The organism is Microbacterium lacus, assembly GCF_002812805.1.
Lineage (GTDB): Bacteria > Actinomycetota > Actinomycetes > Actinomycetales > Microbacteriaceae > Microbacterium > Microbacterium lacus_A.
In genome coordinates this window covers 1-24,648 of sequence record NZ_NMUM01000030.1, presented here as the reverse complement: position 1 = coordinate 24,648, position 24,648 = coordinate 1, and the positions used below count along the sequence as shown (strand labels likewise).

At 67.4% G+C, this 24,648-nt stretch carries 22 protein-coding genes; 8 read left to right on the top strand and 14 right to left on the bottom strand.

Annotation, left to right across the window (positions count from 1 at the left end; genetic code table 11):
• Positions 1–66: 66 nt before the first annotated feature.
• The 3 genes from CGU34_RS10125 to CGU34_RS10115 all read right to left on the bottom strand — a co-directional run bounded on the left by CGU34_RS10125 (position 67) and on the right by CGU34_RS10115 (position 3,243).
• Positions 67–1,713: a Mur ligase family protein gene (locus CGU34_RS10125; protein WP_198517749.1), complete on the bottom strand. Its 1,647-nt coding sequence runs from the start codon at positions 1,711–1,713 to the stop codon at positions 67–69.
• Positions 1,714–1,816: 103 nt separating this feature from the next.
• On the bottom strand, positions 1,817–2,548 hold the full coding sequence (locus tag CGU34_RS10120) for a YcnI family protein (protein WP_100814034.1): 732 nt from the start codon (positions 2,546–2,548) through the stop codon (positions 1,817–1,819).
• Positions 2,549–2,634: 86 nt separating this feature from the next.
• On the bottom strand, positions 2,635–3,243 hold the full coding sequence (locus CGU34_RS10115; RefSeq protein ID WP_144237953.1) for a hypothetical protein: 609 nt from the start codon (positions 3,241–3,243) through the stop codon (positions 2,635–2,637).
• A gap of 124 nt (positions 3,244–3,367) precedes the next feature.
• Here CGU34_RS10115 and CGU34_RS10110 point away from each other — a divergent pair, with 124 nt between their 5' ends.
• Entirely contained in the window at positions 3,368–4,747 is a 1,380-nt protein-coding gene (locus CGU34_RS10110; RefSeq protein ID WP_100814033.1) for a M50 family metallopeptidase, read from the top strand.
• A gap of 19 nt (positions 4,748–4,766) precedes the next feature.
• Here the strand turns inward: CGU34_RS10110 and CGU34_RS10105 are convergent, their stop codons facing one another.
• Positions 4,767–6,692: a chorismate-binding protein gene (locus tag CGU34_RS10105; protein ID WP_100814032.1), complete on the bottom strand. Its 1,926-nt coding sequence runs from the start codon at positions 6,690–6,692 to the stop codon at positions 4,767–4,769.
• A 203-nt stretch (positions 6,693–6,895) separates the two neighbouring features.
• Between CGU34_RS10105 and CGU34_RS10100 the strand changes: the two genes are divergently transcribed.
• A complete protein-coding gene (locus tag CGU34_RS10100) occupies positions 6,896–7,174 on the top strand; it encodes a 2TM domain-containing protein (protein WP_100814031.1) in 279 nt (92 codons plus the stop codon).
• Positions 7,175–7,241: 67 nt separating this feature from the next.
• Positions 7,242–8,372, top strand: coding sequence for a flavodoxin-dependent (E)-4-hydroxy-3-methylbut-2-enyl-diphosphate synthase (gene ispG / locus CGU34_RS10095; protein WP_100814030.1), 1,131 nt, complete (start codon positions 7,242–7,244; stop codon positions 8,370–8,372).
• A 93-nt stretch (positions 8,373–8,465) separates the two neighbouring features.
• Here ispG and CGU34_RS10090 read toward each other — a convergent pair whose 3' ends face one another.
• From CGU34_RS10090 to CGU34_RS10075, 4 genes are all read right to left on the bottom strand, one after another.
• Positions 8,466–9,938, bottom strand: coding sequence for a maltokinase N-terminal cap-like domain-containing protein (locus CGU34_RS10090; RefSeq protein ID WP_198517748.1), 1,473 nt, complete (start codon positions 9,936–9,938; stop codon positions 8,466–8,468).
• Positions 9,935–11,656 carry a maltose alpha-D-glucosyltransferase gene (gene treS, locus CGU34_RS10085; protein ID WP_232711661.1) on the bottom strand — a complete coding sequence of 574 codons (1,722 nt, stop codon included), beginning with the start codon at positions 11,654–11,656 and terminating at the stop codon, positions 9,935–9,937. Before treS ends, CGU34_RS10090 begins: the two co-directional genes overlap by 4 nt.
• A 263-nt stretch (positions 11,657–11,919) precedes the next feature.
• Positions 11,920–13,164, bottom strand: coding sequence for an IS30 family transposase (locus CGU34_RS10080; protein WP_306342117.1), 1,245 nt, complete (start codon positions 13,162–13,164; stop codon positions 11,920–11,922).
• A gap of 73 nt (positions 13,165–13,237) precedes the next feature.
• Positions 13,238–14,179 carry a linear amide C-N hydrolase gene (locus tag CGU34_RS10075; protein ID WP_100814028.1) on the bottom strand — a complete coding sequence of 314 codons (942 nt, stop codon included), beginning with the start codon at positions 14,177–14,179 and terminating at the stop codon, positions 13,238–13,240.
• A gap of 196 nt (positions 14,180–14,375) precedes the next feature.
• Here CGU34_RS10075 and CGU34_RS10070 point away from each other — a divergent pair, with 196 nt between their 5' ends.
• Positions 14,376–16,142: a proline--tRNA ligase gene (locus CGU34_RS10070; protein ID WP_100814027.1), complete on the top strand. Its 1,767-nt coding sequence runs from the start codon at positions 14,376–14,378 to the stop codon at positions 16,140–16,142.
• A 46-nt stretch (positions 16,143–16,188) separates the two neighbouring features.
• On the opposite strand, the gene CGU34_RS17395 is transcribed toward CGU34_RS10070, so the two are convergent.
• Both CGU34_RS17395 and CGU34_RS17390 read right to left on the bottom strand, forming a co-directional pair.
• Entirely contained in the window at positions 16,189–16,545 is a 357-nt protein-coding gene (locus CGU34_RS17395; protein ID WP_232711633.1) for a hypothetical protein, read from the bottom strand.
• Between the two features lie 27 nt (positions 16,546–16,572).
• Positions 16,573–16,803 (bottom strand): GPR1/FUN34/YaaH family transporter, encoded by a 231-nt coding sequence (locus CGU34_RS17390; protein WP_232711632.1) that lies wholly within the window; start codon positions 16,801–16,803, stop codon positions 16,573–16,575.
• A 127-nt stretch (positions 16,804–16,930) separates the two neighbouring features.
• On the opposite strand from CGU34_RS17390, the gene CGU34_RS10060 reads away from it, so the two are divergent.
• Positions 16,931–18,769 carry a lipase family protein gene (locus tag CGU34_RS10060; RefSeq protein WP_232711631.1) on the top strand — a complete coding sequence of 613 codons (1,839 nt, stop codon included), beginning with the start codon at positions 16,931–16,933 and terminating at the stop codon, positions 18,767–18,769.
• 30 nt (positions 18,770–18,799) lie between these two features.
• Here CGU34_RS10060 and CGU34_RS10055 read toward each other — a convergent pair whose 3' ends face one another.
• The 4 genes from CGU34_RS10055 to CGU34_RS10040 form a co-directional block, all read right to left on the bottom strand.
• The gene (locus CGU34_RS10055) at positions 18,800–19,612 is read right to left on the bottom strand and encodes a DUF1206 domain-containing protein (RefSeq protein WP_100814025.1); all 813 of its coding nucleotides are present in this window, start codon (positions 19,610–19,612) and stop codon (positions 18,800–18,802) included.
• 52 nt (positions 19,613–19,664) lie between these two features.
• Entirely contained in the window at positions 19,665–20,471 is an 807-nt protein-coding gene (locus CGU34_RS10050) for a DUF1206 domain-containing protein (RefSeq protein ID WP_100814024.1), read from the bottom strand.
• Between the two features lie 52 nt (positions 20,472–20,523).
• Positions 20,524–21,972 (bottom strand): alanine/glycine:cation symporter family protein, encoded by a 1,449-nt coding sequence (locus CGU34_RS10045; RefSeq protein ID WP_332870617.1) that lies wholly within the window; start codon positions 21,970–21,972, stop codon positions 20,524–20,526.
• 106 nt (positions 21,973–22,078) lie between these two features.
• A complete protein-coding gene (locus CGU34_RS10040; protein ID WP_198517747.1) occupies positions 22,079–22,852 on the bottom strand; it encodes an NADH:ubiquinone oxidoreductase subunit 4 (chain M) in 774 nt (257 codons plus the stop codon).
• Positions 22,853–22,957: 105 nt separating this feature from the next.
• On the opposite strand from CGU34_RS10040, the gene nusA reads away from it, so the two are divergent.
• From nusA to CGU34_RS10025, 3 genes are all read left to right on the top strand, one after another.
• Positions 22,958–23,944, top strand: a complete 987-nt coding sequence (gene nusA / locus CGU34_RS10035) for a transcription termination factor NusA (RefSeq protein ID WP_100814023.1) — start codon at positions 22,958–22,960, stop codon at positions 23,942–23,944.
• Positions 23,945–24,006: 62 nt separating this feature from the next.
• The gene (locus CGU34_RS10030; protein WP_100814022.1) at positions 24,007–24,279 is read left to right on the top strand and encodes a YlxR family protein; all 273 of its coding nucleotides are present in this window, start codon (positions 24,007–24,009) and stop codon (positions 24,277–24,279) included.
• A 55-nt stretch (positions 24,280–24,334) separates the two neighbouring features.
• Positions 24,335–24,648, top strand: a 314-nt coding sequence (locus tag CGU34_RS10025) for a translation initiation factor IF-2 N-terminal domain-containing protein (RefSeq protein ID WP_198517746.1), incomplete at its 3' end; no start/stop codon positions are given.

Genomic DNA, 24,648 nt, shown 5'->3' with positions numbered 1-24,648 from the left:
CAGTCGTTTCGGTGTCGTCGCTCGTTGAGCGAGGAGCTCAGCGACGGGTCGAAACGTGTGTGCGTGTCAGTCGGGGTAGGGGACCGGCCAGTGCGGCTCCGGCACCGGCCAACCGCGCGCCTTGAGCGCCCGCCTCGCGAGCTCGCGCGCCGAGTACGGTGTGCGCACACCGCGGATGTCGCGATAGTCCTGATGCCCCGGGCCCGCCCAGAGAATCGCATCGCCCTCGCCGACCATATCGACGGCCGCCTCGATAGCAAGCTCGGGCGGCGAGTACTCGTGGATCTCGGCATCGGGCCGCGCGCGTCGCGCTCCCTCGATCAGGGTCGCGCGGATCGAATCCGGGTCCTCGAAGCGCGGGTGGTGGTCGGTGACGACGAGGATGTCGCTGCCCTGCACCGCCGTCCGCCCCATGTCGTGGCGTTTGGTGGCATCGCGATCGCCATCCGCGCCGAAGAGCATCAGCACCCGGCCCGGCGTGACGCGGCGCACCGCGGCGAGGGTCTTTTCGAAGGCGTCGGGGGAGTGTCCGAAGTCGACGAACACCGCGGGTCCGCGATCACCCGAGACACGTTCCGTGCGGCCGGGTAGGTACGCATGGATCGTGCCGTCGCGCTCCAGAGCCTGGACGATCCGCTCCCACGAATATTCGGCCTCGCGCAGCATGACGATCGCGAGGCCTGCGTTCGCGGCCATGTGTGGGCCGATGACGGGGACGACGGTGGTCAGCTCGCCGTCGGGGCCGGACAGCGTGAACCGTGTGCCGGCCTGCGTTTCGTCGTGGATCGTGACCGTCCAGTCGGCGGCCGCGGCGGACTCGGGATCGGCGGCGATCGCGGGCGTGCCGATCGTGACGACCGGAATGCCCGAGCTCGCGACGAACTCGGCGCCCGCGGCCGAGTCGAGTGAGACCACACCGCGGCGGGCGCGATCGGGCTGGAACAGGGGCAACTTCGCCTCGAGATACGCCCGCATGTCGGGGTAGTCGTCGAGGTGATCGTGGGTGAGGTTCGTGAACGCCGCGACGTCGAAGACGAGCCCGTCGACGCGGTGACGGCTCAGCGCCTGAGCGCTCACCTCGACCGCGACCGCCTCGACGCCACGCTCGCGCATCAGGGCGAGGAGGGCGTGGAATTCGGATGCCTCGGGTGTGGTGAGCCGCGAGACGATGACCTCTCCGGCGATGTGCCGCTCGGCGGTGGAACTGAGCCCGACGACCACCCCGAGCTGTTCGAGGATGCCGGCGAGAAGGTGTGACGTGCTGGTCTTGCCGTTCGTGCCGGTCGTGCCGAGCAGGATCGGCAGCTCATCGCCCGGGCCGGTGCCGTAGACCCAGGCCGACAGATCTCCGAGCATCGCGCGCGGATCGTCGACGACGATGATGGGCAGGCCGGCGCCGGCCGCAATCTCAGCGCCCGCGGCATCCGTGATCACGGCGACGGCGCCCTTTTCGGCAACCTGCGTCGCGAACTCGGCGCCGTGCCGGTTGACGCCCCGGATCGCAACGAAAGCCTCGCCCGGGCGCAGATCGGCGGTGGCCAGCGTGATGCCCGAGACCGTCGCGTCGGCGATGTCACCGTGCACGGCCGTCGCGTACCGGTCGGCGAGTGCCTGCAACGAGCGCACGGGCGGCCGCTCGGGCCGGAGCACCGGCGGAAGCCGCGACGCACCCGGGGTCGAGTCAGACGATGATTCAGAGGCGGGTGTCGTCATGGCGCCTCCATCTAATCAGACGAGTGGACGGATGCCTCGGAGGGAGCACCTCGGCCCGGTCGCCCGCGAGGGACGACCGGGCCGAGGCATCCGGGATCGTACGTCAGCTGCGGGTGCGACGGAACGCGAGCAGGGCGACGACGAGCGCGCCCGCACCGAGCAGCAGTCCGGCACCACCCAGCACGATCGGCAGAGCGGATGCCTCCGTCGAGGCGGTCGCGGACGCGTCGGTCATGTCCTCTGCGTCGGAGTCGGAGTGCTCCGCGTCCGAGTGATCCGAACCGTGCTCGTCCGAGGTCGCCTCGCCGACGGTCACCGTGGGCGCGGGAGCGTCGAGGGAGTGCGGGTCGACACCGTCCTCGGCGATCTCGGCCCAGTCGGTGTTGCCCACCTCGCACACCTGATTCACCGGGAACGCGAGCGTTTCGCCCGCCGTGTCTTCGGCGTACTGCACGCCGAGGACGACGGTCGCGCGGAGTCCGTCCTCGACGGGCTGCTGCGCCGTGTAGGTGACGAGCGAGACGGGCCCGTCCTCGCCGTCACGCTGCACATCGATATCCCATCCCGGGGCGATCGTCGGCGAAACCGACGACATCCCCTCGGGGATCGTGATCTCGAGTGCGGTCGTCGGCGAACCGTCGCAGCCGTGGCTGAAGGCGAAGGTCAGGGTGCCGTAGCCGCCGGCTGTCGCGGCATCCGGCGTCGCGGTGACGTGTGCCTGAGCGGCCAGGGGAGCCGCGACGACGAGCGCCGCCGAGGCGAGGACTGCGGCCGCGGCCCGGGCGCCGAAGCGGCGGCGGGTGGAACGGGTGGGTGCAGGGGTCGTGCTGTTCATGTTCGAAGTTCTCTCTGTGGACGCCGCGCGGCGATGAGCCGCTGCAACGGATTCGTGGGGAACGCGCGAGCGGATTGCCCGGCGGATCATGCGACGAGTGCGTCGCCCCACTGCAGAGGTGGCCCGCGGCGGCGAACAGCGCCCCGACCGAATCGGAAGAGAGGTGCCGGTGCGACCACGAAGCTCGCACGCGGAACCGAGGTGGAGCCGCGCGCGGCGACGGCGGCACGCGCGAGGAGACGGAGGGTCCATGCCGCGATGGCCCGAAGCATCCGTTCGCCGGCGAACAGTGCCAGGAAGGACGCGACGGCAGCGAGCGCGTGCGCGGCGAGCATCGCTGGCGAGGGCAGAACGATCTGAGCGACAGCTCCCGCGGAGTCCATGACGACGTGACCGTGCTGGTGCGTGGCAAGGCTCTGGGTCAGTGAGCCCGCGGACGCACCGGGGCCCGAGGTCAGTGCGAAGACGATGTGAAGAGCCACCTGTGTGATGATCACGGCCGACGCGAGCCCGAGGGGACGGAGCCCCCGACCGACGAGCGCCGTTGTGACCGGCCAGGCGAGCGCAGACACCCCGAGCAGGATCGCGACGCTCGGCGCGGAGCCGCCGCCGATCGTGTGCGAGACCGCAGCGAAGAGAACGGCGATCGTGGCTGCGGCCGAGCCGCGGAGCGCGCGCAGTTGACGTGTGCGCATGCCGGCCCCCATCCGCTCGTTTCGCTGTGCTCCCCGTCAACTTTAGCCGCGTCCTCCCGCCCCTCCGGCCTCACGCAAACGACCCTCGGGGCGCGCTCCAAGCAACCGGCGGTAGCGTGGGCCCGTGACCGTGCTGACTTTCGCCATTGGCTTGCTCGTCATCGTCGTCGGCCTGGCGATCTCCATCGCGTTGCATGAGGTCGGGCACCTGGTGCCCGCCAAGCTCTTCGGTGTGCGCGTCGGTCGATACATGATCGGGCTCGGCCCCACTCTGTGGTCGCGAAAGTTCGGCGAGACCGAGTACGGCGTCAAGGCTCTTCCGATCGGCGGGTACATCTCGATGTCGGGCATGTACCCCCCGACGCCCGCCGAACGTGAGGCCGAGGTCGCGCGAGTGGGCGCTCCGGACGCCGACGGAGCGGGAGCGCAGCCGCGCCAGGGCCGTGCGGCGGGAATGTTCGCGGCGATGATCCAGGACGCGCGCGTAGCCAACGAAGAGACGATGATCGGCACCGCCGACACGCGGACCTTCTATCGTCTGCCGGTCTACAAGCGCATCATCATCATGCTCGGTGGCCCTGCCATGAACCTGTTGCTCGCCATCCTGCTCTTCATGCTGGTATTCAGCGGCATCGGGGTGCAGAGCGCCTCCACCTCCGTCGCCGCCGTGAGCGAGTGCGTCGTCGCGGCCGGATCCGAACAGACCGAGTGCGGCCCGGACGACCCCGCGAGCCCCGCGGCGGCAGCCGGCATCCTTCCCGGCGACCGCATCCTGTCGATCGATGGAACACCCGTCGCGACGTTCGACGAGGCATCCGCCATCATTCGAGAAAACCCCGGCACACGCCTGAACTTCGAGATCGAGCGGGACGGTGCACAACAGACCCTCGCGGTCACGCCCCTGCTCGCCGAGCGCCCCGTCTACGACGACGCCGGGCAGCCGGTCGTCGACGCGAACGGCGTGGCGGAGACCCAGGATGTCGGCTTCGTCGGCATCACCCCGGCGAACGAACTGCAGAGTCAGCCGATCTGGACCGGCCCGCAAGCCGCGGTCGAGAACGTCGGTGCCGTGGTCGGCATCGTCGCGCAGTTGCCGGTGAAGTTGTACGAGACGGGCGTTGCACTGTTCACCGGCGGCGAGCGTGACCCGAACGGCCCGATGAGCGTGGTGGGCGTTGGCCTGATCGCGGGCGAGGTCGCTTCGACGGATGCGCCGATCCTCAGCCGGATCTCCGTGCTACTCGGGCTGCTGGGCTCGCTCAACATCGCGCTGTTCGTTTTCAACCTGGTGCCGCTGCTACCGCTCGACGGCGGTCACATCGTCGTCGCGTTGTGGGAGGGTGTGAAGAAGGCGTGGGCGCGCCTGTTCCGTCGCCCGCCGCCGAAGCCGGTCGATGCGACCAAACTCGTGCCCGTCACGTTCGTCGTCGTGATTCTGCTGATCGGAATGGGCGCGCTGCTGCTGCTGGCCGACGTGTTCAATCCGATCCAGCTGTTCAACTGATGGGTTGTGACCGGTCGGGTCAGGCGTTGACCGGGGCGAAGGCCTGTGCGATCAAGCGCTCGAGCGTTTCGATGCCGTCGCGCGACAGGATCGATTCCAGATGCCCCTGCACCGACGCATATCCGGGTCCGCGCATCGCATAGACGTCGCCGGATACCGGGTCCGCCGCGATCTCGGTATGACCGACCCGCGTCGTTCCGGGCTCGACGCTGACCGTGAACGTGTTGTAGAACCCGATCGACGGGCGTTTGCCGAACACGTCGACGCTCAGCTGCAGGCCCTGGTGCGGGCGCGCCAGCGGCGCCAGGGTCATTCCCAGCGTGTTCGCCAGAATCTGGTGACTGAGGCACACGGCGAGCAGCGGGCGCCCAGACGCCAGCCGCGCCGACACGATCCCGCGCATGCGGCGCATCCGCGGGCTGTCGTCGAGCGGGTCGCCCGGTCCTGGACCGGCGATCAGCAACTCTGCATCGGATGCCTCGGCATCCGTCACCTCGGACCAGTGCGCGATGCGCACGGTCAGCCCGAGGTGGCGGAGTTGGTGCGCCAGCATCGTCGTGAATCGGTCCTCGGCGTCGACTACGAGAGCAGAACGCCCGAGGAACGGGCCCGGGGCGTCGGCATCCTGCGGATTCAACCAGAAGGGCGCCAGACGGGAGTTGCGTGAGGCGAGCAGCGTCGCGATCGCCGGGTCCTCCGCGAGAGGCGCGCGCGGCGTGGTCGGCGCATCCGGATCCGCGACGGGTGCGGGCGCACTTTCGCGCGGAACCGCGCCGATCGCACCGAGCAGACCCGCGGCCTTGCCGTGCGTTTCGCCGACCTCGCCATCCGGGTCCGAGTGGCGCACGAGCGTCGCGCCGACGGGCACCCGCAGGCGCCCCTCGACGAGGTACGCCGTGCGGATGAGGATCGGCGCATCCAGGTCGTGCGCGTCCCCATTCGGGGTAAAAAGGGCGGCCACACCGGAGTAATAGCCCCGGGCGGTCGTCTCGTGCCGGCGGATCACCGTGCACGCATTCTGCATCGGAGAGCCCGTGACGGTCGGAGCGAACATCGTCTCGCGCAAGATGTCCCGAGGATCGAGCGTGCTGCGGCCGCGCAGCATGTACTCGGTGTGCGTCAGTCGCGACATCTCTTTCAAATGCGGACCCGTGATGCGCCCGCCATCCGAGCAGACGGCACTCATCATCTTCAGCTCTTCGTCGACGACCATGAAGAGCTCTTCGGTCTCTTTCGTGTTCTCGAGGAACGCGGTGAGGGCTTCGGGCGTCGAGCCGCCAGCGGGGTGACGGAACGTGCCCGAGATGGGGTTCATCGTGACGACGCCGCCGCTGGCGCTGACGTGCGCCTCGGGACTTGCGCCCACCGCGACGTGGCCCGGCGTGACGATCGCGAAGGTCCAGTACGCCCCGCGTTCGTGCTCGAGCAGCGCGCGGAACCAGGTCAGCGCGGTCTCGCGCGGATCGGCGTCTACGCGGGCGGTGAAGTCGCGGCGGATGACGAAATTCGCTCCCTCACCGCGTCCGATCTCGTCGGCGATGACGTCGCGCACGATCTCGGCGTAATCCTCGTCGGAGACGTTGAACCCGGTGTCATGCAGCGGCACGGGTGCGGTCGGCAGGACGCGCATCGCTTCGTCTCGAGACAGGGTGCCGCGCTCGGTGACGATGATGCAACGAAGCGGTGCTCCATCGTCGTGGCATTCGAACCCGCGCTCCCGCACCTGACGGTACGGAACCAACGCGAGGACCTCCTGCGGGGATCCCTGCGCGTCGACCAGCGGGATATCGGCAAGCAGCTCGACATCCACGACGGTCCCCGTGAAGATCTCGACATCGGCGCCATCACGCGCGATCAGGATGAGGGGACGATCCTCCGCGGAGTCGCGCAGGCGCTGCAGCAGCTCGCTGCCATCCGCATCACTGGGGGGGCGATGGCCGGTCATCGTGGGTCCTTCGGCTCGGCCCGGCGGGGCGGTCACTCAACGAAAAGACCGCCACGGCGGGCGGTCTGGATTCGTGGAAACGCGAACACACCGCCTAGGAGGCGGGCCACCAGGAACGGTTCGCGGACATGCCGTCACGATAGCACGCGCCTACCGGTGCCTCGGGACTGACGCCGAGCAGTGGCCACCCCTATGCTGTCGCCATGAGCGACGATCTTCGCGGGCGTGCCATCAGCAGCCTGAAAGCAAAGAACCACTTCTGGCAGGCACTCATCACCTGGGTGGTACTGAGCCTTCTCTTCGTCCTGATCTGGGCGTTCTCGGGCGGTATGTCCGGCGGGTTCGAGGGATTCTGGCCGATCTGGCCGATCGCCGGAATCGCGATCGGCGTTGTGGCCACCGGCATCCGTGCATTCGGTGCCGGGGCAAGCGGTCCGAGCGAGGGCCAGATCCAAAGCGAGATGAAGCGCCTCTCCGAGTGAGCTGGGAGCGGGCCTTGCCCCCGTGGTACCCGCGTAGGCTGGGTCCGTGCCAGCAGTAAATCTCGGGATGCCGAAGGTGCCGGATGTTCTCGCACCTCGTCGGAAGAGTCGACAGATCCGCGTCGGCAAGGTGCTCGTCGGTGGCGATGCGCCGGTCAGCGTGCAGTCGATGTGTACGACGCCGACAACCAACATCAACGCCACGCTCCAGCAGATCGCCGAGCTCACGGCATCCGGCTGCGAGATCGTGCGCGTGGCCGTGCCCTCTCAGGACGACGCGGATGTGCTGCACATCATCGCGAAGAAGAGCCAGATCCCGGTCATCGCCGATATCCACTTCCAGCCGAAGTATGTCTTCCAAGCGATCGACGCGGGCTGTGCCGCTGTGCGCGTGAACCCGGGCAACATCCGGAAGTTCGATGACCAGGTCGGTTCGATCGCTGCCGCCGCGAAGGCAGCCGGAGTTTCGCTCCGCATCGGCGTGAACGCCGGATCGCTCGACCCTCGTCTGCTGCAGAAGTACGGCAAGGCAACACCCGAGGCGCTCGCCGAGAGCGCGCGTTGGGAAGCATCCCTCTTCGAAGAGCACGACTTCCACGACTTCAAGATCTCGGTCAAGCACAACGACCCCGTCGTGATGGTCAAGGCGTACCGTCTTCTGGCCGAGATGGGTGACTGGCCCCTGCACCTCGGCGTGACCGAGGCGGGACCCGCATTCCAGGGCACGATCAAGTCCGCGACGGCATTCGGCATCCTGCTCGGTGAGGGGATCGGAGACACCATCCGCGTCTCGCTCTCAGCGCCGCCCGCCGAAGAGGTCAAGGTCGGTCATCAGATCCTGCAGTCGCTGAATCTGCGCGAGCGCAAGCTCGAGATCGTCTCGTGCCCGTCGTGCGGGCGCGCGCAGGTCGACGTCTACACGCTCGCCGACGACGTGACCGAGGGACTCAAGGACATGACGGTGCCGCTGCGCGTCGCGGTCATGGGCTGCGTCGTCAACGGGCCCGGTGAGGCCCGCGAGGCCGACCTGGGCGTCGCATCCGGTAACGGCAAGGGACAGATCTTCGTGAAGGGGCAGGTCATCAAGACCGTCCCCGAGTCCGAGATCGTCGCGACGCTCATCGAAGAGGCGAATCGTCTCGCGGATGAGATGGGTCCGGGCGCGGCCCCCGGCACCGCGCAGGTCATCACCGCCTGATCCGGCGCCCCGCGTCCCGTCGACGGTCGGAGATCCGGCCGACGTCGGATGCTCGGGGCGCGATCTCTCCGACGCCCACCGGATCTCCGACGTTCAGTTGATCCGCGCGAGCGCGGCCAGCGGGATTCCCACCCAGGCCGGGCGGTTGCGCTTTTCGTAGACGACCTCGTAAACGGCCTTGTCGGCGACGTATGCCGCGAGCAGGACGCGACGTTCGTGCGCGCCGGCCTCGTCCTCGGGCAGGGTGGTCTCCGCGCCATCGTCGCTCGCAATGTCGCCGTCCTCCGACGAACGGAGAGCGGCGACGTATCCGTCGACGAAGTGATCGCGTGCCCGAGAGGACCACTCGCTCGCCCGTTCGCCCCGCAGCGCCCACTCGTCCTCATCGATGATCCGGCTCGTGCCGGCCAACGACATCTCGACGACACCGGGCGCGTAGTCGAACGAACGCAGCATCCCGGCGACGTCCCGCCACGGCGAATCGGGTAGCGCCCGCTCCGCGAAGGGTCGGCCCGGTTCGCCCTCGAAGTCCACGAGGCGCCAGCCGCGTGACGTACGGAGCGTCTGGCCGAGGTGGAGGTCGCCGTGCACGCGCTGCACGTCGAGTCCGTCGAGCGCCGCGACCTCGGCGTAGACCGCGCGCAGTCGGTCGGCGTGTGGCTCGATCTCGGGGACCACCCGGAGTGCCTGGTCCAGACGCTCCGTCATGGCAGCGGCCAGAGCGGCGGTCGCCTCCTGGCCGGTCCGACCGGACGGGAAACGCTCGCGCAGCACGGCGTGCACCTTCGCGAGGGCTTCGCCCAGGCGCGCGGCCTCACCCGCGAAATCGCCACCCGAGTCATCCGCTCCCTGTTCGAGATCCGCCAACAACGTTCGGACGCTCGCCATCGCGAGCTCGAACCCGTCGGTGGCGGTGCGGAGGAACTCCTGCAGCATGGCCAGCTGGATGACCTCGCCGTCGACCGTGGCCTCGATCCACCCGTAGAGCTCGGCGATGTACTCCGACTCGCCCCGTGTGAGCTCCTCGTGAATCTCGATGTCGGGGTTCACACCCGGGCTGAGCTTGCGGAAGATCTTCATCATCGCGGTCTCGTCAAACCTGACCGACGAGTTGGACTGCTCGCCCGTCATCGGCGAGGGGCGCAGCTCGGGATCGAGGGGCTCGCCGCCCGGAAGTCGATGGAATCGGAGCCCGCCGGCGTCGGCTTGGCCGCTCGCCTCGGCGGCCACGAACGCGTCCAGCCACAGCGCCATCGCGTCGCGGTCGTGCACGGCATCGTAAAGGTGCCGCTGGTGCCCATCTATCTCGACCGCGCCGACGTATGCGTGGCCGATCCGATCTTCGATGTCGTCGTAGCCGGCCAACGGCACCTGGTACAGCTCGGTGCCGCCGACCTCGTCGGCATACTCCACCGTGACGAGGTAGACCGTCACGCTCGGCCGCTCGGGTGCCGAGAGCTCAGCGAGCACTCGCGCCTGCGAAACCCCGAAGGGACGTCCCTTGCCGCCGAACCAACGTGTTCGTACGAGATAGCCCTCCAACAGGGCGTAATCGATGTCGCTCACAGCAACCCCACCTCCTCCGACTCCGTCGCCGGCTCGTGCAGTTGGAACCAGTAGAACCCATGGCCGCCGAGGGTCAACAGGTAAGGCAGCTCGCCGATGCGCGGGAACGGCGCCCCGCCGATCAACTCCACGGGCACCATCCCCTCGAAGCGGCGCATGTCGAGTTCGACGGGTTGGGGGAACTGCGACAGGTTATTGACGCAGACGATCACGTCGACCGAGCCGTCTTCGTTGGTGTGCTCACGCGAGTACGACAGCACGGATGGGTTCGAGCCGCCCAGGTCGTTGAAGCTGCCGAGCCCGAACGCGGGGTGCTTCTTTCGTGCATGGATCATCTGGCGCGTCCAGTGCAGGAGCGACGAGCGGTCCTCCTGCTGCGCCTCGACGTTGACCGCGAGGTAGCCGTACACGGGGTCCTGGACGATGGGGCGATCGAGCTTGCCCGGGTTCGCCGTCGAGAACCCGGCGTTGCGATCGGATGTCCACTGCATCGGCGTGCGGACACCGTCACGGTCGCCGAGCCAGATGTTGTCGCCCATGCCGATCTCGTCGCCGTAGTAGAGCACGGGCGATCCAGGAAGAGAGAGCAGCAGCGCGGTAAAGAGTTCGATCCGGTCGATGTCATTGTCGAGGAGGGGAGCAAGACGACGACGGATGCCGATGTTGGCCTTCATCCGGGGATCTTGCGCGTACTCGTTCCACATGTAATCCCGGTCCTCGTCCGTCACCATCTCGAGCGTGAGCTCGTCGTGGTTGCGCAGGAAGATGCCCCACTGGCAGCCGGAGGGGATGGAGGGTGTCTCGGCGAGGATCTCGCTGATCGGGAAGCGCGATTCGCGACGCACCGCCATGAAGATGCGGGGCATCACGGGGAAGTGGAAACACATGTGGCACTCGTCACCGCCGACCTCGGGGTCACCGAAGTAGTCGACGACGTCGGCCGGCCACTGATTCGCCTCGGCGAGCAGCACGCGGCCCGGGTACTCGGTGTCGACGATCTTGCGCACCTTCCGCAAGAACTCGTGGGTCTCGGGCAGGTTCTCGCCGTTCGTGCCCGGCCGCTCGTAGAGGTACGGGACAGCATCCAGCCGGAACCCGTCCAAGCCCATGTCGAGCCAGAACCGCATGGCGTCGATCATCGCCTCGTGCACCTTCGGGTTGTCGAAGTTGAGGTCGGGCTGGTGCGAGAAGAACCGGTGCCAGAAGTACTGCTTGCGGACCGGATCCCAGGTCCAGTTGCTCGGCTCGGTGTCGACGAAGATGATGCGGGCGTCCTCGTACAGTTCGTCTGTGTCGCTCCACACGTAGAAGTCGCCGTACAGGCCGTCCGGATCGTTGCGGCTCGCCTGGAACCACGGATGCTCGTCGCTGGTGTGGTTCATGACGAAGTCGATGATCACGCGGATGTCGCGCTCGTGCGCAGCGTTCAAGAACTCTTGGAAGTCCGACACGGTGCCGAGCTCGGGCAGGACCCCGGTGTAGTCGGCGACGTCATACCCGTCGTCGCGCAAGGGTGAGGGGAAGAAGGGGGGAACCCACAGGCAGTCGACCCCGAGCCATTTGAGGTAGTCCAGTTTGTCGATCAGACCGCGGAAGTCGCCGGTGCCGTCGCCGTCGCCGTCCTTGAACGAGCGCACCAGCACCTCGTAGAAGACCGCCGTCTTGAACCATTCCGGTTCGGGGCTACCCGGAGTGTCCGGGAACGGCTCCTGCGTCATGATCGGGATCGAGGCCGTATACGGGGCGGGCTCTGCGGGGGCAGTCATACGTTCGTCCTCACTCGGATACGGTCGTCGCTGGTCCTACGCGTGCGGGGTGGCAGGCAGACGGTGAACCACCTCTCTAACCTGTCACAGGCGATCTCATTGCGCGATCCTCCGGGCACCCGTTGCGCGGGGGTGGGCGTTGCGCTATTGGTCGCGGTGCTTTCGGTCTTCGAGTCGCCGAGCTGTCACAAACCGCTGCATCCGGGTCGGCGGTTTCAGGTGGCTAGTGCAACACCGTTGATCAGTTCGTTGATCATGTCAGCTGGTTTCCGGTAGCCCAAGGTGCGGCGTGGTCGGATGTTCAGCAGCCGCTGTGTCTCGGCAAGGTCGTCGTCGGTGACCTCGTTGAAGTTCGTGCCCTTGGGGTAGAAGTCACGGATCAGGCCGTTCGTGTTCTCGTTCGTGCCTCGCTGCCAGGGCGAGTGGGGGTCGCAGAAGAACACCTTGCAGTCGCTGGCGATCGTGAACGCGGCGTGCTCGGCCATCTCTGCGCCTTGGTCCCACGTGATCGTGCGAGTCAGCGTCGCGGGGAGTTCCGCGATCATGCTGGCAAGCACGTCGGTGACGGTCTTGCTGTCGCGCTGCCCCGGCAGCCGGCCCAAGAGCGTGAACCTGTGCTTGCGTTCGACAAGTGTCACGATCCCGGAGTTGCCGGGCCCAACGACGAGATCGCCTTCCCAATGCCCTGGCACCGCCCGGTCCTCGACTTCAGCGGGACGATCGGTCAGTCGTGCCCCGTCCAGCCAGGGGCGACTGGACCGGCGCGGCAGCTTCGACTGCGGGACCCGTGTTGTTCGTCCGGACCGCAACGCCTTCTCAACCGTCAGCTCGTGTCGTAACGCGCCCTTGCCTTGCACGTAGAGCGCCTGGTAGATCGTCTCGTGCGACACGTGCATCTCCGGGTTATCGGGAAACAGCAGCTTCAACTCGCCCGCGACCTGTTGCGGCGAGTACTTGTCGTTCAAGCGTGACACGACCGCCGCTCGCACCGCGGGCTGTTCCAGCTTTCCCGGCCGAGACCGCGGCCGCGCCGCTAACGCCCGATAATGCGCGATACGCGCGTCATAATGACGCGTCTCCCAGTGCTGCACCTGGTGCGCGCGGATCTCGCGAGAGACCGTCGAGGCCGACACCCCGAGCTCCGCCGCGATCCGTCGAACCGACAGCGGCGGACGCATCGCCAGACCCGCCTGGATAAGCGATCGGTCCGCCAGCGTGAGGCGCCGATACTCGCGATCACCACCCTCACCGATCACGGCATCCATCGGCATCGGCCGCGCACCACCGCCTCGACCCATCATCAGTTCCACGCCCGCGAGCCTGGCCCACAACTTCACCACGCTCATGCTGACACCCAGCGTCGGCGCGAACTCGAGCGCCGAGCGACCAGCAATCAGGCCGCGAACCGCCTCCGCGCGCATCGCCCACGGAACCTTCCTCGACACAACACCCTCCTCCATGAAGGCGTTGCGCTAAGAACCTGAAACCGCCGTCCCTTATCGAGCGTTTCGTGACAGCTCGAGGCTGACCGGCTCAGTAGCGGAGAGCGGCAGGCTCGAGTCGGGCCGTCTCGTCGCCGACCAGCGACGTATCGCGTGGGTCGAGGCGGAGGACATCGGTGATACCCGCGAGCGCGGGCAGGTCGATCCAGAAGATGCCCGGGCTCCGCGTCGACCCGAAAAAGTAGGTGCGGTTCGTGAGATCCGCCGCCGAGCGCCACCACGTCGGATAGACGCCGCCGTCAGCGTAGGGGGCGCCGTACGGCACCGAGACATTGGCGATCAACTGCACGACCCCGGCAACGGCCTCGTCGATGCCCGCGGGCTCGGGCAGATAGTGCAGGAAGTACGCCGCGCGGACGAACCGGTCTGACGACGTGATGTCGCCCGGGGGAGGCAGCTCGCCGCCGAAGGGCCGATAGCGCGCGAGGTTCTCGAGCTGCTGGTCGAGCGTCGGCGAGTTCGCCATCACGGTGAACTCGGGGCCGTGGTGCACGACCATCCGTCCGCCGATCGGTTCGATGATGGCCGAGTCACCGGTGCTGTCCTCGATGGCGATGTGCACGCCGAAAGTCTCGCCCCGGAGCAGGGGAGCCACGATCCGGATGTCTTCCACGGCCGCGATCGCATCCGCAACGGTGGAGAAGTTGTCGAGCAGGTACTGGACCCACATCGTGTGGGCGACAGCGGGCCGTGCATCCGCGGCGGGGAATGAGACATCCGTCGGGTCCAGGTACAACGCGTGCGCCGCGAGGCCAGCGTCGTTCAGCCCGTCGACGGTACCGATGCCCCACATGCTGATGACCACATTGGCGTGCTGCGAGACCCAGGTGAGGGAGTCCTCGCCCGCGTCTCCGGAGCGCTGCTGCCCGGCCGGGACGTACCAGAGCTCGGGTTCGTCGCTGACGGCCCAGTCCATGCAGCGGGCCACGGTCTTGGCGATCGGGTTGTCGTTCCAGAAGATGCGGGTGCACACGCGGGTGAGCCTATCCGCCCGGCTGTGATCGTGGCCTGGCTACGTTCCGCTTGGCTGGCACTAGATGTTGTGTTCGGGGCGACCGCCCCGCATCGAGTGCCAGGTGAGCGGGTCTAGCGCCTCGGAGGCGAGCGCGGAGGGGCCGGGTGCACAGGGCGCCGGGACCGAGGCATCCGCGCGCCTAGACTTGACGATCGTGGTCACACGTCTCTCGCACTACTTCCTCCGCACACTCCGTGAGGACCCCTCCGATGCCGAAGTCACGAGCCATCGGCTGCTCGTGCGCGCCGGATACATCCGGCGCCAGGCGCCGGGGGTCTTCGCCTGGCTGCCTTTGGGGCTGAAGGTCAAGGCGAAGATCGAGGCAGTCGTCCGCGAAGAGATGGCGAACGCCGGAGCGTACGAGGTCCACTTCCCGGCCCTGCTGCCGCGCGAGCCCTACGAGGTCACGGGCCGCTGGGAGGAATACGGCGACGCGCTGTTCCGCCTGCAAGACCGCAAGGGCGCCGACTACCTGCTCGCCCCCACGCACGAAGAGGTCTTCACGCTGCTCGTGAAGGACCTGTATTCGTCGTACAAAGACCTGCCTCTGTCGATCTACCAGATCCAGGACAAGTACCGCGACGAGGCGCGTCCCCGCGCCGGCCTCCTGCGCGGCCGCGAGTTCACGATGAAGGACGCCTACTCGTTCGACTACACCGACGCGGGTCTCGACGCCAGCTACCAGGCGCAGCGGGATGCCTACGAGCGCATCTTCTCGCGCCTCGGCCTCGAGTACGTGATTGTGCAGGCGGATGCTGGAGCCATGGGCGGTTCGCGGAGCGAGGAGTTTCTGCACCCGACCCCCGTCGGTGAGGACACGTTCGTCCGCTCCGACGGCGGATACGCCGCTAATGTCGAGGCCTTCACGACGCTGGCGCCCGAGCCGATCCCGTTCGACGGGCTGTCCGAACCCGTCATCTTCGACTCGCCCAATACGCCGACGATCGCGACGCTCGTCGACCACGCCAACGCGTACCTCGACGCCCCGGCTGAGGGGGAGTGGACCGCCGCGCACACGCTCAAGAACGTCGTGCTCGCCTTGACGCACCTCGACGGAACGCGCGAGCTCGTCGTCGTCGGCCTGCCCGGCGATCGCGACGTCGACGACAAGCGTGTCGAGGTCGCCTTCGCTCCCGCTGCCGTCGAGGCTGCGACCGAAGCCGACTTCGCCAAGCACCCCCTGCTCGTCAAGGGGTACATCGGTCCGTGGTCGCCGACCGGGGCGATCCTCGGCACGGAGTCCGCAACGAACATCCGCTACGTCCTCGACCCCCGCGTCGTCGACGGCACCGCCTGGATCACCGGCGCGAACGCGCACGAGAAGCACGTGCACTCGCTCGTGGCGGGTCGAGACTTCGTCGCCGACGGATTCGTCGAGGTAGCGACGGTGCGCGACGGCGACCCGGCTCCGGATGGCTCGGGACCGGTCAACCTCGCACGTGGCATGGAGATCGGCCACGTCTTCCAGCTCGGGCGCAAGTACGCCGAGGCGCTCGGCCTGAAGGTGCTCGACGAGAACGGCAAGCTCGTCACGGTGACGATGGGCTCGTACGGCATCGGCGTGACCCGCATCCTGGCGATCATCGCCGAGCTCAACAACGACGACAAGGGCCTGATCTGGCCGACCTCGGTCGCGCCGTTCGACGTGCATGTCGTCGCGACGGGACGGGATGCCGTGGCATTCGACCTCGCGGCGTCCATCGCCGATGAGCTCGAGGGCGCCGGACTCGACGTGCTCTACGACGACCGCCCGAAGGTTTCGCCTGGTGTGAAGTTCGGTGATGCTGAACTGATCGGTGTGCCGCGGATCCTCATCGTTGGCCGCGGTGCCGCGGAGGGCCAGGTCGAGCTGTGGGACCGCCGCACGGGTGACCGCGAGGTCGTGCCCGTCGCCGACGCGATCGCGCGACTGGGCGGCTAAGGCGGGCGTTTCGTCTCGCTTCGCTCGCTCAACGACCGCTGCGGGGCTAGGATTCCGGGTCGCGTGACCCGCGCAGCCACGATGGACCGAGTGGCACGATGGCACGCCCCATCGTGCGACGGATGAACTTCTCGATGAGCATGTAGGTCGCGAATGCGGATGCCGCGATCAGCAGGATCGACCCCGCCGCGCCGAATGCCTCGACGCCCCCGAACGCTGTGACGGACTGCAGTGCAAGCCCGGCCGAAACGCACAGCAGGGTGATCGGAAGAACCGAGTTGTGCATCGCGCCCGGAAAAGCGAACAGCAGCGCCAGAACAGCGAACATCAGGGTGAAGACGCCGCGCGCGGGTCCGGCGACCTCGAAGAATCCGAGCTCTCCGCCGAGCAGGAACCCGGGCATGCAGAGCCAGTACCACCCGAACGCGTTTTACACGAGGAAGTGGAAGTCGTCGCCGATGGTGAACGACAGCATCCCCGCGATGATCTGAACGACACCGCCGAAGATCGCGCCCACCCAGAAGACCGAGCTCTCGTTCTGCACGCCGAGATGCGCGAGCTGCGCGGTGAGGGTCGCGATCGCGAAGCCGAGGAGTCCGATGAGTCCAGGGTCGGCGGTGCGGAGAGTGCGTGTGGGCGGCGGGGCCTGTGTAAGGGGCACGAGGCGAACGTAACCCACACGGGCTCTCGAAGGTGCCGCCGCCGACCGTGCTTATCGACCTCGTGTCCGATGGTCGCGGGGTGCGCCGTACGGCAGTCGTCCCGGAAGTCGATCTAGCATTGCCCGAGTGACTGACGAGCCCACACCCCCGCGCGCACCCGTGCCTGTGCCGCGTCGCGGCGGGGTGAGCCGACTCGTGGGTCACGCGCCGGCTTGGGTGGGAGTTGTCGTCGGGCTCGCTCTGATCGTGTTGGGCGTCTTCATCGTCACCCGCCCGCTGACATCGCTGTGGGTGCTGGCGATCTATATCGGGGTGAGCGCCATCGCGTCCGGCGTGATGGACCTGATCTCCCCGCGTGACGTCCCGCGCCGGGCGAACATCGTGCTGGCCATTCTCTGGATCATCGGCGGCGGCGTCATCCTGTTTTGGCTCGGTCGCAATCTCGACCTGTTGCCCGAACTCATCGCCGGTCTGCTGGTTCTCGGTGGGCTCGGTGCGGCCATCGGCGTCTTCCGTGGCCGGGTCAGCGAGCGGGTTCTCGCCGGGGCTTCGGGCGTGGCACAGGTGGTCTTCGGTCTGCTCGCCCTGCTGTGGCCGGACGTCACGCTGCTCGTCGTCGCGATCGCATTCGGGCTGCGAACCGTCGTGCTCGGAATCGTTCTGACCTGGCGCGCGTCGCGTCGGATCCGAGGACGCTCCCCGCGGCCGGGCGAGACGACCGGAAGCCGTCGGGGCCTCATCTGGGCCGCGGCGGGCCGCTACGCGCTCGCTGCCGTGTTGCTGGGACTCGCGGGGGGATCGTGGTGGGTGAGTACGTGGCTCGCCGACGGGGCCCCGGTCGTCGACGCTTTTTATGACGCCCCCGATGGGCCCCCGAGCGCCCCGGGCACGTTGCTGCGGGAGGGCTCGTACAGCGGGCGCACCCCCGTCGGAGGCGAGGTCAGACGCATCCTGTACAGCACGACCGATACGTTCGGTAACCGCGCGCTCGCCAGCGGGCTGGTGATCTCACCCGCCGAGATGCCACCCGGACCGCGACCCGTCATCATCTGGAACCACGGAACGACGGGTGTCGCCCGCGGGTGCGCGCCAAGCCTTGCGGATGCCTCGGCCACCCGTTGGGCAATCCCCGCGATCGATCGGGCCCTCGCGGCCGGCTGGGTCGTTGTGGCGACGGACTACACCGGGCAGGGCGCGCCCGGTACGTTCCCCTATCTGATCGGCGAGAGCGAGGCCCGCTCGGCCATCGATGCAGTGCGGGCCGCGGAGGATGCGGACGGGATGTGGCTCTCGTCGGAGGTCGTGGTGTGGGGGCACTCGCAGGGTGGGCATGCCGCGCTCTGGGTGAGCCAGGTCGCACCCACTTATGCGCCCGAACTCAGCGTGCAGGGGACGGTAGCGATATCGCCCGCGGCAGATCCCCTCGCGCTCGCGGAGGAGCTCGCGCGGACGCAGGATTCGGCGATCCTGTCCGTGCTGATTTCTTGGGTGCTGGTGCCCTACGCAGACACCTATCCCGACGTGATGATCGCTGACTACGTCGCCCCGGGCGGACGCTCGATCGTGCGAGAGATGACCCAGCGTTGCCCGACCGAGCCCGGCGTGGTCGTGTCCGTGCTCGCCGCGCTCGGCGTATCGGCCGATCGGCCCCTGTACGACGCCGACCTGACCGCGGGCGCGCTGGGGGAGAGGCTCGCGCAGAATGCGGCGACCGGGCCGTGGACATCCCCCGTCCTGTTGGCGTGGGGCGGGCAGGACGAGGTCATCCCGACAACTCTGTACGAGCGCTTCGTCGAAGAGCGATGCGCCGAGGGGCAGGCTCTCCAGGTGCGGGTCTTCGACGAGTTGGATCACACCGGACCGATGCTGCCCGGCTCGCCGTTTCTGTCGACGATGATGCGCTGGACCGAGGCGCGCTTCGACGGTGTCCCCGTGACGGCGGCGGCCAACGACTGCCCCGCTTGACAGCTATTCCGTTGACCCTGAGCTATGGGGTCACAGGCGGGCGTAGCGCGCGCGGAAGAAGCAATAGATTCCGTATGCGATGAAGCCGAGACCCGCGGCACCGACCAGCCAGGGTCCGAAGGGTAGCGCGACGAGCGACGAGATCGCCCGGTCGAGCCCGCCCGCCTCACCCGGGTCGACCTGTACGGCCGCCGTCACGATCAGGACGCCGACGATCGCGAGTGCGACGCCCTTCGCGACATACCCGACGACGCCGAGTACGGTCACGATCCGCCCGGTGGTGCCGCCGGGCATCCGGAGCTTCTCGCGGAAGCTGCGCGTCACGCCCTTCACGACGAAAGCTCCACCGATCACGACGATGACCAGGCCGCCGACTCCGAGCAGAACGGGTCCCCCGGGGAGGGAGAGCACGGTGCTGCTCGCGTTCTGGGCGCCCTGGTCGCCGCTCGATCCCGCGCCGAGTGCGACGGATGCTGCGCTGAAGCCAATGGCCGCGTAGACGATGGCTTTGGCCCACTCGCCGACGCGCTTCGCCCAGCGTTTGCGCGCATCTTCTTCACTGGTCAGTACACCCTCGACCGCGTACCAGAGGGCGAGCGCGGCCAGCCCGACAGCGAGCACCCAGAGAGCAACGAATCCGAGCGGCGCTTCGGCGATCGCACGAAAAGCACCCGTCTGATCCGATTCGCCGCCGCCCGCGCCTGCGGCCAGCACAATGGCGCCGATCAAGAGGTGGACGACGCCGTTGGCGGCATAGCCGGTGCGGGCAAGTGTGCGGAAAGCGGGGTGCGAGGGCGCCTTGCGAGCGGTTGCCTCGGCGGAATCCGCTACGTCGGGTGTCATTCTCCTGAGCGTACGCGCGCCTCGCGTCGTTCATGCCAGAGGGTGTGGATCCTCACATCCGCGCGTAGCGGGCGCGGAAGAAGCAGAACAACCCGTAGGCGACGAATCCGATGCCGATGATTCCGACCAGCAGGGGCCCAAAGGCGAGATCGAGGAGGGCCCGGAGCGCGCCGTCGAGGCCTCCCGCGGTGCGCGCCTCGTCACGGGCCGCGGCGACGACGAGCAGCACCGCGATCACGACGAGCGCGACGCCCTTGGCGATGAACCCGACGATCCCGAGTGTGTCGACGAGACGACCGAGCGAGCCATCCGGAACCGAAACCTGTGAGCGATAACTGCGGCGAACACCCATGAAAAGGAATGAGATGCCCGTGATGCCGACCCCGATGCCCACTGCGATGAGCACGAAGGTTCCCCCGGGGATATCCAAGACTCCGCGACTGAGTTGCTCTGCCGCTCGCTCGCTGCTGAGTCGTGCTCCCATCGCGATGGCACCTGCCACCGTTCCGAACGTGGCGAAGACGACCGCCTGGCCCCATTGCCCGACGCGAGCACCCCACTTCCGCAAGGCATTGTCGCCACGCACGAGCACGCCCTCCGCGATCTTCCACACGGCGAGGGCGAAAAACCCCGCGGCGATGATCCAGAGGAGCGTGAAGCCCAGGGGGAGCGCGGCGATGGCGCGCAGGGCGCCGGTCTGATCCGTCGCGGCGTCGCCTCCGAAGGCCACGATCAACGCAATCAAGCCGATCAGCCCGTGTACGACCCCGCTCGACACATACCCGAGCCGGGCCAGCGCACGAAACCACGGGACCTGCGTCGCTTCGCGCACGACGCGTTTCGGGGCCGCGGTGTCCATCGGCTCAGCCTAAACGCGTGGTGCTGAGCCGATGAACGCGGGGAACGGCCGCTCAGAGCTTGGGCGCCCCGTGCAGGTGATCGCGGTGCTTGCGGGACTCGTACTTCTTGTCGACGACATCGATAGGGCCGGTAACCGAGAGCTCGTCCTCCCAGCACTCGATCCCCTCGATATCGGGCATCAGCGCACGCGTGAAGACCGGATTGCGTCCTTCCCTACGCTGGCGCGTGTAGTCCTTCAGCAGACGGAAAGCGATACCCGAGAGCAGGGCGATCGCTATCAGGTTCGTGAGCGCCATCAATCCCATCACCCCGTCGGCGAAGTTCCACACGAGGTCGGCCGTGACGACTGAGCCGGCGAGAACTGCCAGGACGGCGAGGATGCGGTAGCCGAGCAGGGCGTACGGGCGGCTGGTGATGAACTCGATGTTCGACTCGCCGTAGTAGTAGTTGCCGAGGATCGAGCTGAACGCCAGCAGGAAAATGATGATCGTCAGCGCGATGTTCGACCACTCGCCGAGGGTCGACACGAGCGCCCCCTGGGTCAATCCGATTCCCCGCGTCGCCTCGGTCAGGTCCGGCGCCGATACGAGGATGATGAACGCGGTGATCGTGCACACCAGGAACGTGTCGAAGTAGACGCCGAGAGTCTGCACGAGACCCTGCTTGACGGGGTGCGTCACGGCTGCGCTCGCGCCGGCGTTCGGCGCCGAGCCGAGTCCCGCCTCGTTCGAGAACATGCCGCGCTTGACGCCCGTGAGCACGATGTACCCGAAGGCGGCGCCCACGACCTCGTTGAACCCGAACGCCTGCGTGAAGATCTGGGTGAACACGACGGGCAGCTGGTCGATGTGCAGGGCCACGACGGCGAGTCCCAGCAACAGGTAGAGCAGCGCCATGGTCGGCACGAGCGCCTGGGTCACGGATGCGATGCGGCGGACGCCGCCGAAGATCACCAGCGCGGTGAGGACAGTTATCGCGATACCCACAGCCCACGGGAGCCAGGGCGCGGCATCCTCGCCCAGGCTGCCGCTGACCGTCGCCGAGATCGTGTTGGCCTGCAGGGACGAGAATGCGAAGGGAAAACAGACGATGAGGATGATCGCGAACCAGATCCCGAGCCAGCGCGCTTTGAGCCCCCGCTGCATGTAATAGGCGGGTCCACCGCGGAACCCGTCCGTGTCACGGACCTTGAACAGCTGCGCGAGGGATGACTCGATGAAGCTCGAGGCGCCGCCGACGAACGCCATCAACCACATCCAGAAGATCGCCCCGGGCCCCCCGACCGCGATCGCCGTGCCGACACCGGCGATGTTGCCGACGCCGACGCGCGATGCAGCCGAGATCGTGAACGCCTGGAAGGCGGAGACGGACTGGGGTTCACCTGTGGCGGTACGCGGAGTCTTGTCGGTCAGGGTCCGGAACATCTCGGGGATGAGCCGGAACTGCACGACACCGGATCGTGCCGTGAAGTAGAGGCCGAGGATCACCACCACGGGCACGATGATCCAGGTCCAGAGGTTGTCGCCCTACGTCAGGAGCCAGTCGTTGATCGCATCCATGCGGACAGTATGTCGGTGGGATCGCTCGGATGCGGGGACATCCGCATCACTCGAGACCGAACTCCTCAGAGATGTGCGCGCGGATTTCGACGAACTCGGGGACGTTCCAAAAGAAGTCGAGCTTCTGCGCGAGCGGCGAATCCGAGTCCGGCTCTGCCTCGAGCACGAACGCCGCGAACGACTCGGCGAAGTCCTCGGTGACGTTCGTGGCAGCGTAGTCGCTGACGAAGTCCTCCTCGTGCGTCTCATAGAACGCGTACGCGACGTCCGCGTCGTCATTGTCCGGCCCCGGTGCGTTCTCCCCGTAGGCATCCCAGAACTCGACCTGGAATTCATCGATGAACGACGTCGGAAGTGCGCATCCTTCGCTCAGCTCGAGCGTTTCGCACGAGCCGGATGCCTCGGGTACTTGGTCGACATTCAGGCTCAGCACGTGCGCGTACTCGTGGATCAGCGTCTGCAGGAGAGTGTCTGAGTCGTCGGCGTAGGCGGCGTTCGCGACCAGCATCCACTGGGTGGGGTCGTCGATGTCGCGGGACACGTACGCCATGGTGTCGGTGTCGGATGACTCGCCGACCCAGTACGCGTTGAAGGTGTCGGCTGCGACGGTCTGAGTGACGACGCCGACGAACATCGTCCAGATCTCGTGCGCCGGGTCGCTGGGGGTGGGGGAGAGCGCAGCATCCGTTTCGATCTCGTAGACGTCGACGGTGCCGAGATCGTCATCCTCAGCATGCACGGTCGAGGGGGCTGAGCAGCCGGAGACGAGGAGCAGGGCGACGATGACGAGGGTCGCGACGACCGGTCGAGCAGATTGCATGCGATCAGGGTAAGGGTCTCAGGGCGCGGCTCGATGTCATCCGGTAACGTAGGGGGGATGTCGACGCGTATGACGCGTGGACGAGAGCTGAATAGGGAGGTCTCCGTGGATATCGATCTCGGACTGCTGAAGACGATCGAGCGGGAGAAGGAAATCCCCTTCGACGAACTCGCGAGCATCATCGAGCAGGCGATTCTGACCGCCTACGGAAAGCACACGTCGCCCACGGGTGAGGTACCCCCGGGAACCCGCGTCGAGATGGACCGGAAGACCGGTCACGTCGGCGTGTTCATCCCCGTGACGGATGACGATGACGCGGTCATCGGCGAAGAGGAGACCACTCCCGACGACTTCGGCCGCATCGCCGCCTTCGCTGCGAAGCAGGTCATCGGACAGCGACTGCGAGACATCGCCGATGACGCGGTGCTCGGGGAGTTCAAGGGCAAAGAGGGTGACATCGTCGCCGGTGTCGTGCAGCAGGGTCCCAACCCGCGCATGATCCACGTCGATCTCGGCTCGGTCGAGGCGATCCTGCCGCCCGAAGAGCAGTCGCCCGGCGAGGCCTACCCGCACGGCTCGCGCCTGCGCGTTTATGTGACCAGCGTCGGCAAGGGCCCCAAGGGTCCCTCGATCACGGTTTCACGCACGCACCCGGGTCTCGTACGCAAGCTGTTTGCTCTCGAGGTGCCCGAGATCGCATCGGGCCTGGTGGAGATCATCTCGCTCGCGCGCGAGGCCGGCCACCGCACCAAGATCGCCGTGCGGGCCAACGACCCCTCGATCAATGCCAAGGGCGCCTGCATCGGCGAGATGGGCCGCCGTGTTCGCGCCGTGACCGAAGAGCTCGGTGGAGAGAAGATCGACATCGTCGACTACGACCCCGAGCTCGCGAAGTTCGTCGGCAACGCCCTCTCGCCCGCGAAGGTCACGTCGAGCTTCATCCTGGATGCTTCCACCAAGGCCGTCCGTGCACTCGTTCCCGACTACCAGCTGTCGCTGGCGATCGGTAAGGAGGGCCAGAACGCGCGGCTCGCGGCCAAGCTGACGGGCGCGAAGATCGATATTCAGCCGGACAGCATCCTCGAGTCCTAGTCGATCCGAGCGTTTCGTCTCGCTGCGCTCGCTCAACGAGCGAGGCCTGCTGGAGGTGTAGGATGGAACCTGTACGGACGTGTGTCGGATGCCGCGCGCGTGCTCCCCGGTCGGCCCTTCTGAGGGTCGTTTCCATCGAATCCCAACTCGTCCCCGACGAGAGTGCGACGATGCCGGGTCGGGGCGCGTGGGTGCACGAGACGCTCGCCTGCGTGGAAACCGCACTGCGGCGCCGCGCGTTCGTACGAGCACTACGCGTCTCGGGACCACTCGACGCGCAGACGTTAGAGAACAGGCTGAACGGCTATGGAAACAAAGTGAACGGCTCGAAATGAGTCCCGTCCGCGACTAACGGTCTGCCCTGCCTGGGTGGACCCAGACAGGAGAATTGTGGCTTCCAAACCACGCGTGCACGAGATCGCCTCTGAACTCGGCGTCGACAGTAAAGTCGCGCTGGCCAAGCTCAAAGAGCTCGGTGAGTTCGTGAAGAGCCCCTCGTCCACCATCGAGCCCCCCGTGGCTCGCAAGCTTCGTCAGGCGCTTCAGGCCGAGGGTGCAGCAGCGCCCGCGGCTCCGGCACCCGCCGCCGCATCGTCACCGCGCCCGGCCGGTCGTCCCGGCCCCGTGCGTCCCGCGGCTCCGGCTGCTCCCGCGGCACCCGCCGCGACTCCCGCTCCCGCTCCCGCTCCGGCTGCGCCGACCCC

Coding starts and splice junctions, on each gene's coding strand:
- CGU34_RS10055 (WP_100814025.1), bottom strand. CDS start 19,612: ATGACACCCGACGTAGCGGATTCCGCCGAGGCAACCGCTCGCAAGGCG.
- CGU34_RS10125 (WP_198517749.1), bottom strand. CDS start 1,713: ATGACGACACCCGCCTCTGAATCATCGTCTGACTCGACCCCGGGTGCG.
- CGU34_RS10040 (WP_198517747.1), bottom strand. CDS start 22,852: ATGCAATCTGCTCGACCGGTCGTCGCGACCCTCGTCATCGTCGCCCTG.
- treS (WP_232711661.1), bottom strand. CDS start 11,656: ATGACGCAGGAGCCGTTCCCGGACACTCCGGGTAGCCCCGAACCGGAA.
- CGU34_RS10050 (WP_100814024.1), bottom strand. CDS start 20,471: ATGGACACCGCGGCCCCGAAACGCGTCGTGCGCGAAGCGACGCAGGTC.
- CGU34_RS17395 (WP_232711633.1), bottom strand. CDS start 16,545: ATGCCCGGGTTCCTGCTCGGCGGAGAGCTCGGATTCTTCGAGGTCGCC.
- CGU34_RS10100 (WP_100814031.1), top strand. CDS start 6,896: ATGAGCGACGATCTTCGCGGGCGTGCCATCAGCAGCCTGAAAGCAAAG.
- CGU34_RS10105 (WP_100814032.1), bottom strand. CDS start 6,692: ATGACCGGCCATCGCCCCCCCAGTGATGCGGATGGCAGCGAGCTGCTG.
- CGU34_RS10115 (WP_144237953.1), bottom strand. CDS start 3,243: ATGCGCACACGTCAACTGCGCGCGCTCCGCGGCTCGGCCGCAGCCACG.
- CGU34_RS10030 (WP_100814022.1), top strand. CDS start 24,007: ATGGAACCTGTACGGACGTGTGTCGGATGCCGCGCGCGTGCTCCCCGG.
- CGU34_RS10080 (WP_306342117.1), bottom strand. CDS start 13,164: ATGGAGGAGGGTGTTGTGTCGAGGAAGGTTCCGTGGGCGATGCGCGCG.
- CGU34_RS10120 (WP_100814034.1), bottom strand. CDS start 2,548: ATGAACAGCACGACCCCTGCACCCACCCGTTCCACCCGCCGCCGCTTC.
- ispG (WP_100814030.1), top strand. CDS start 7,242: ATGCCGAAGGTGCCGGATGTTCTCGCACCTCGTCGGAAGAGTCGACAG.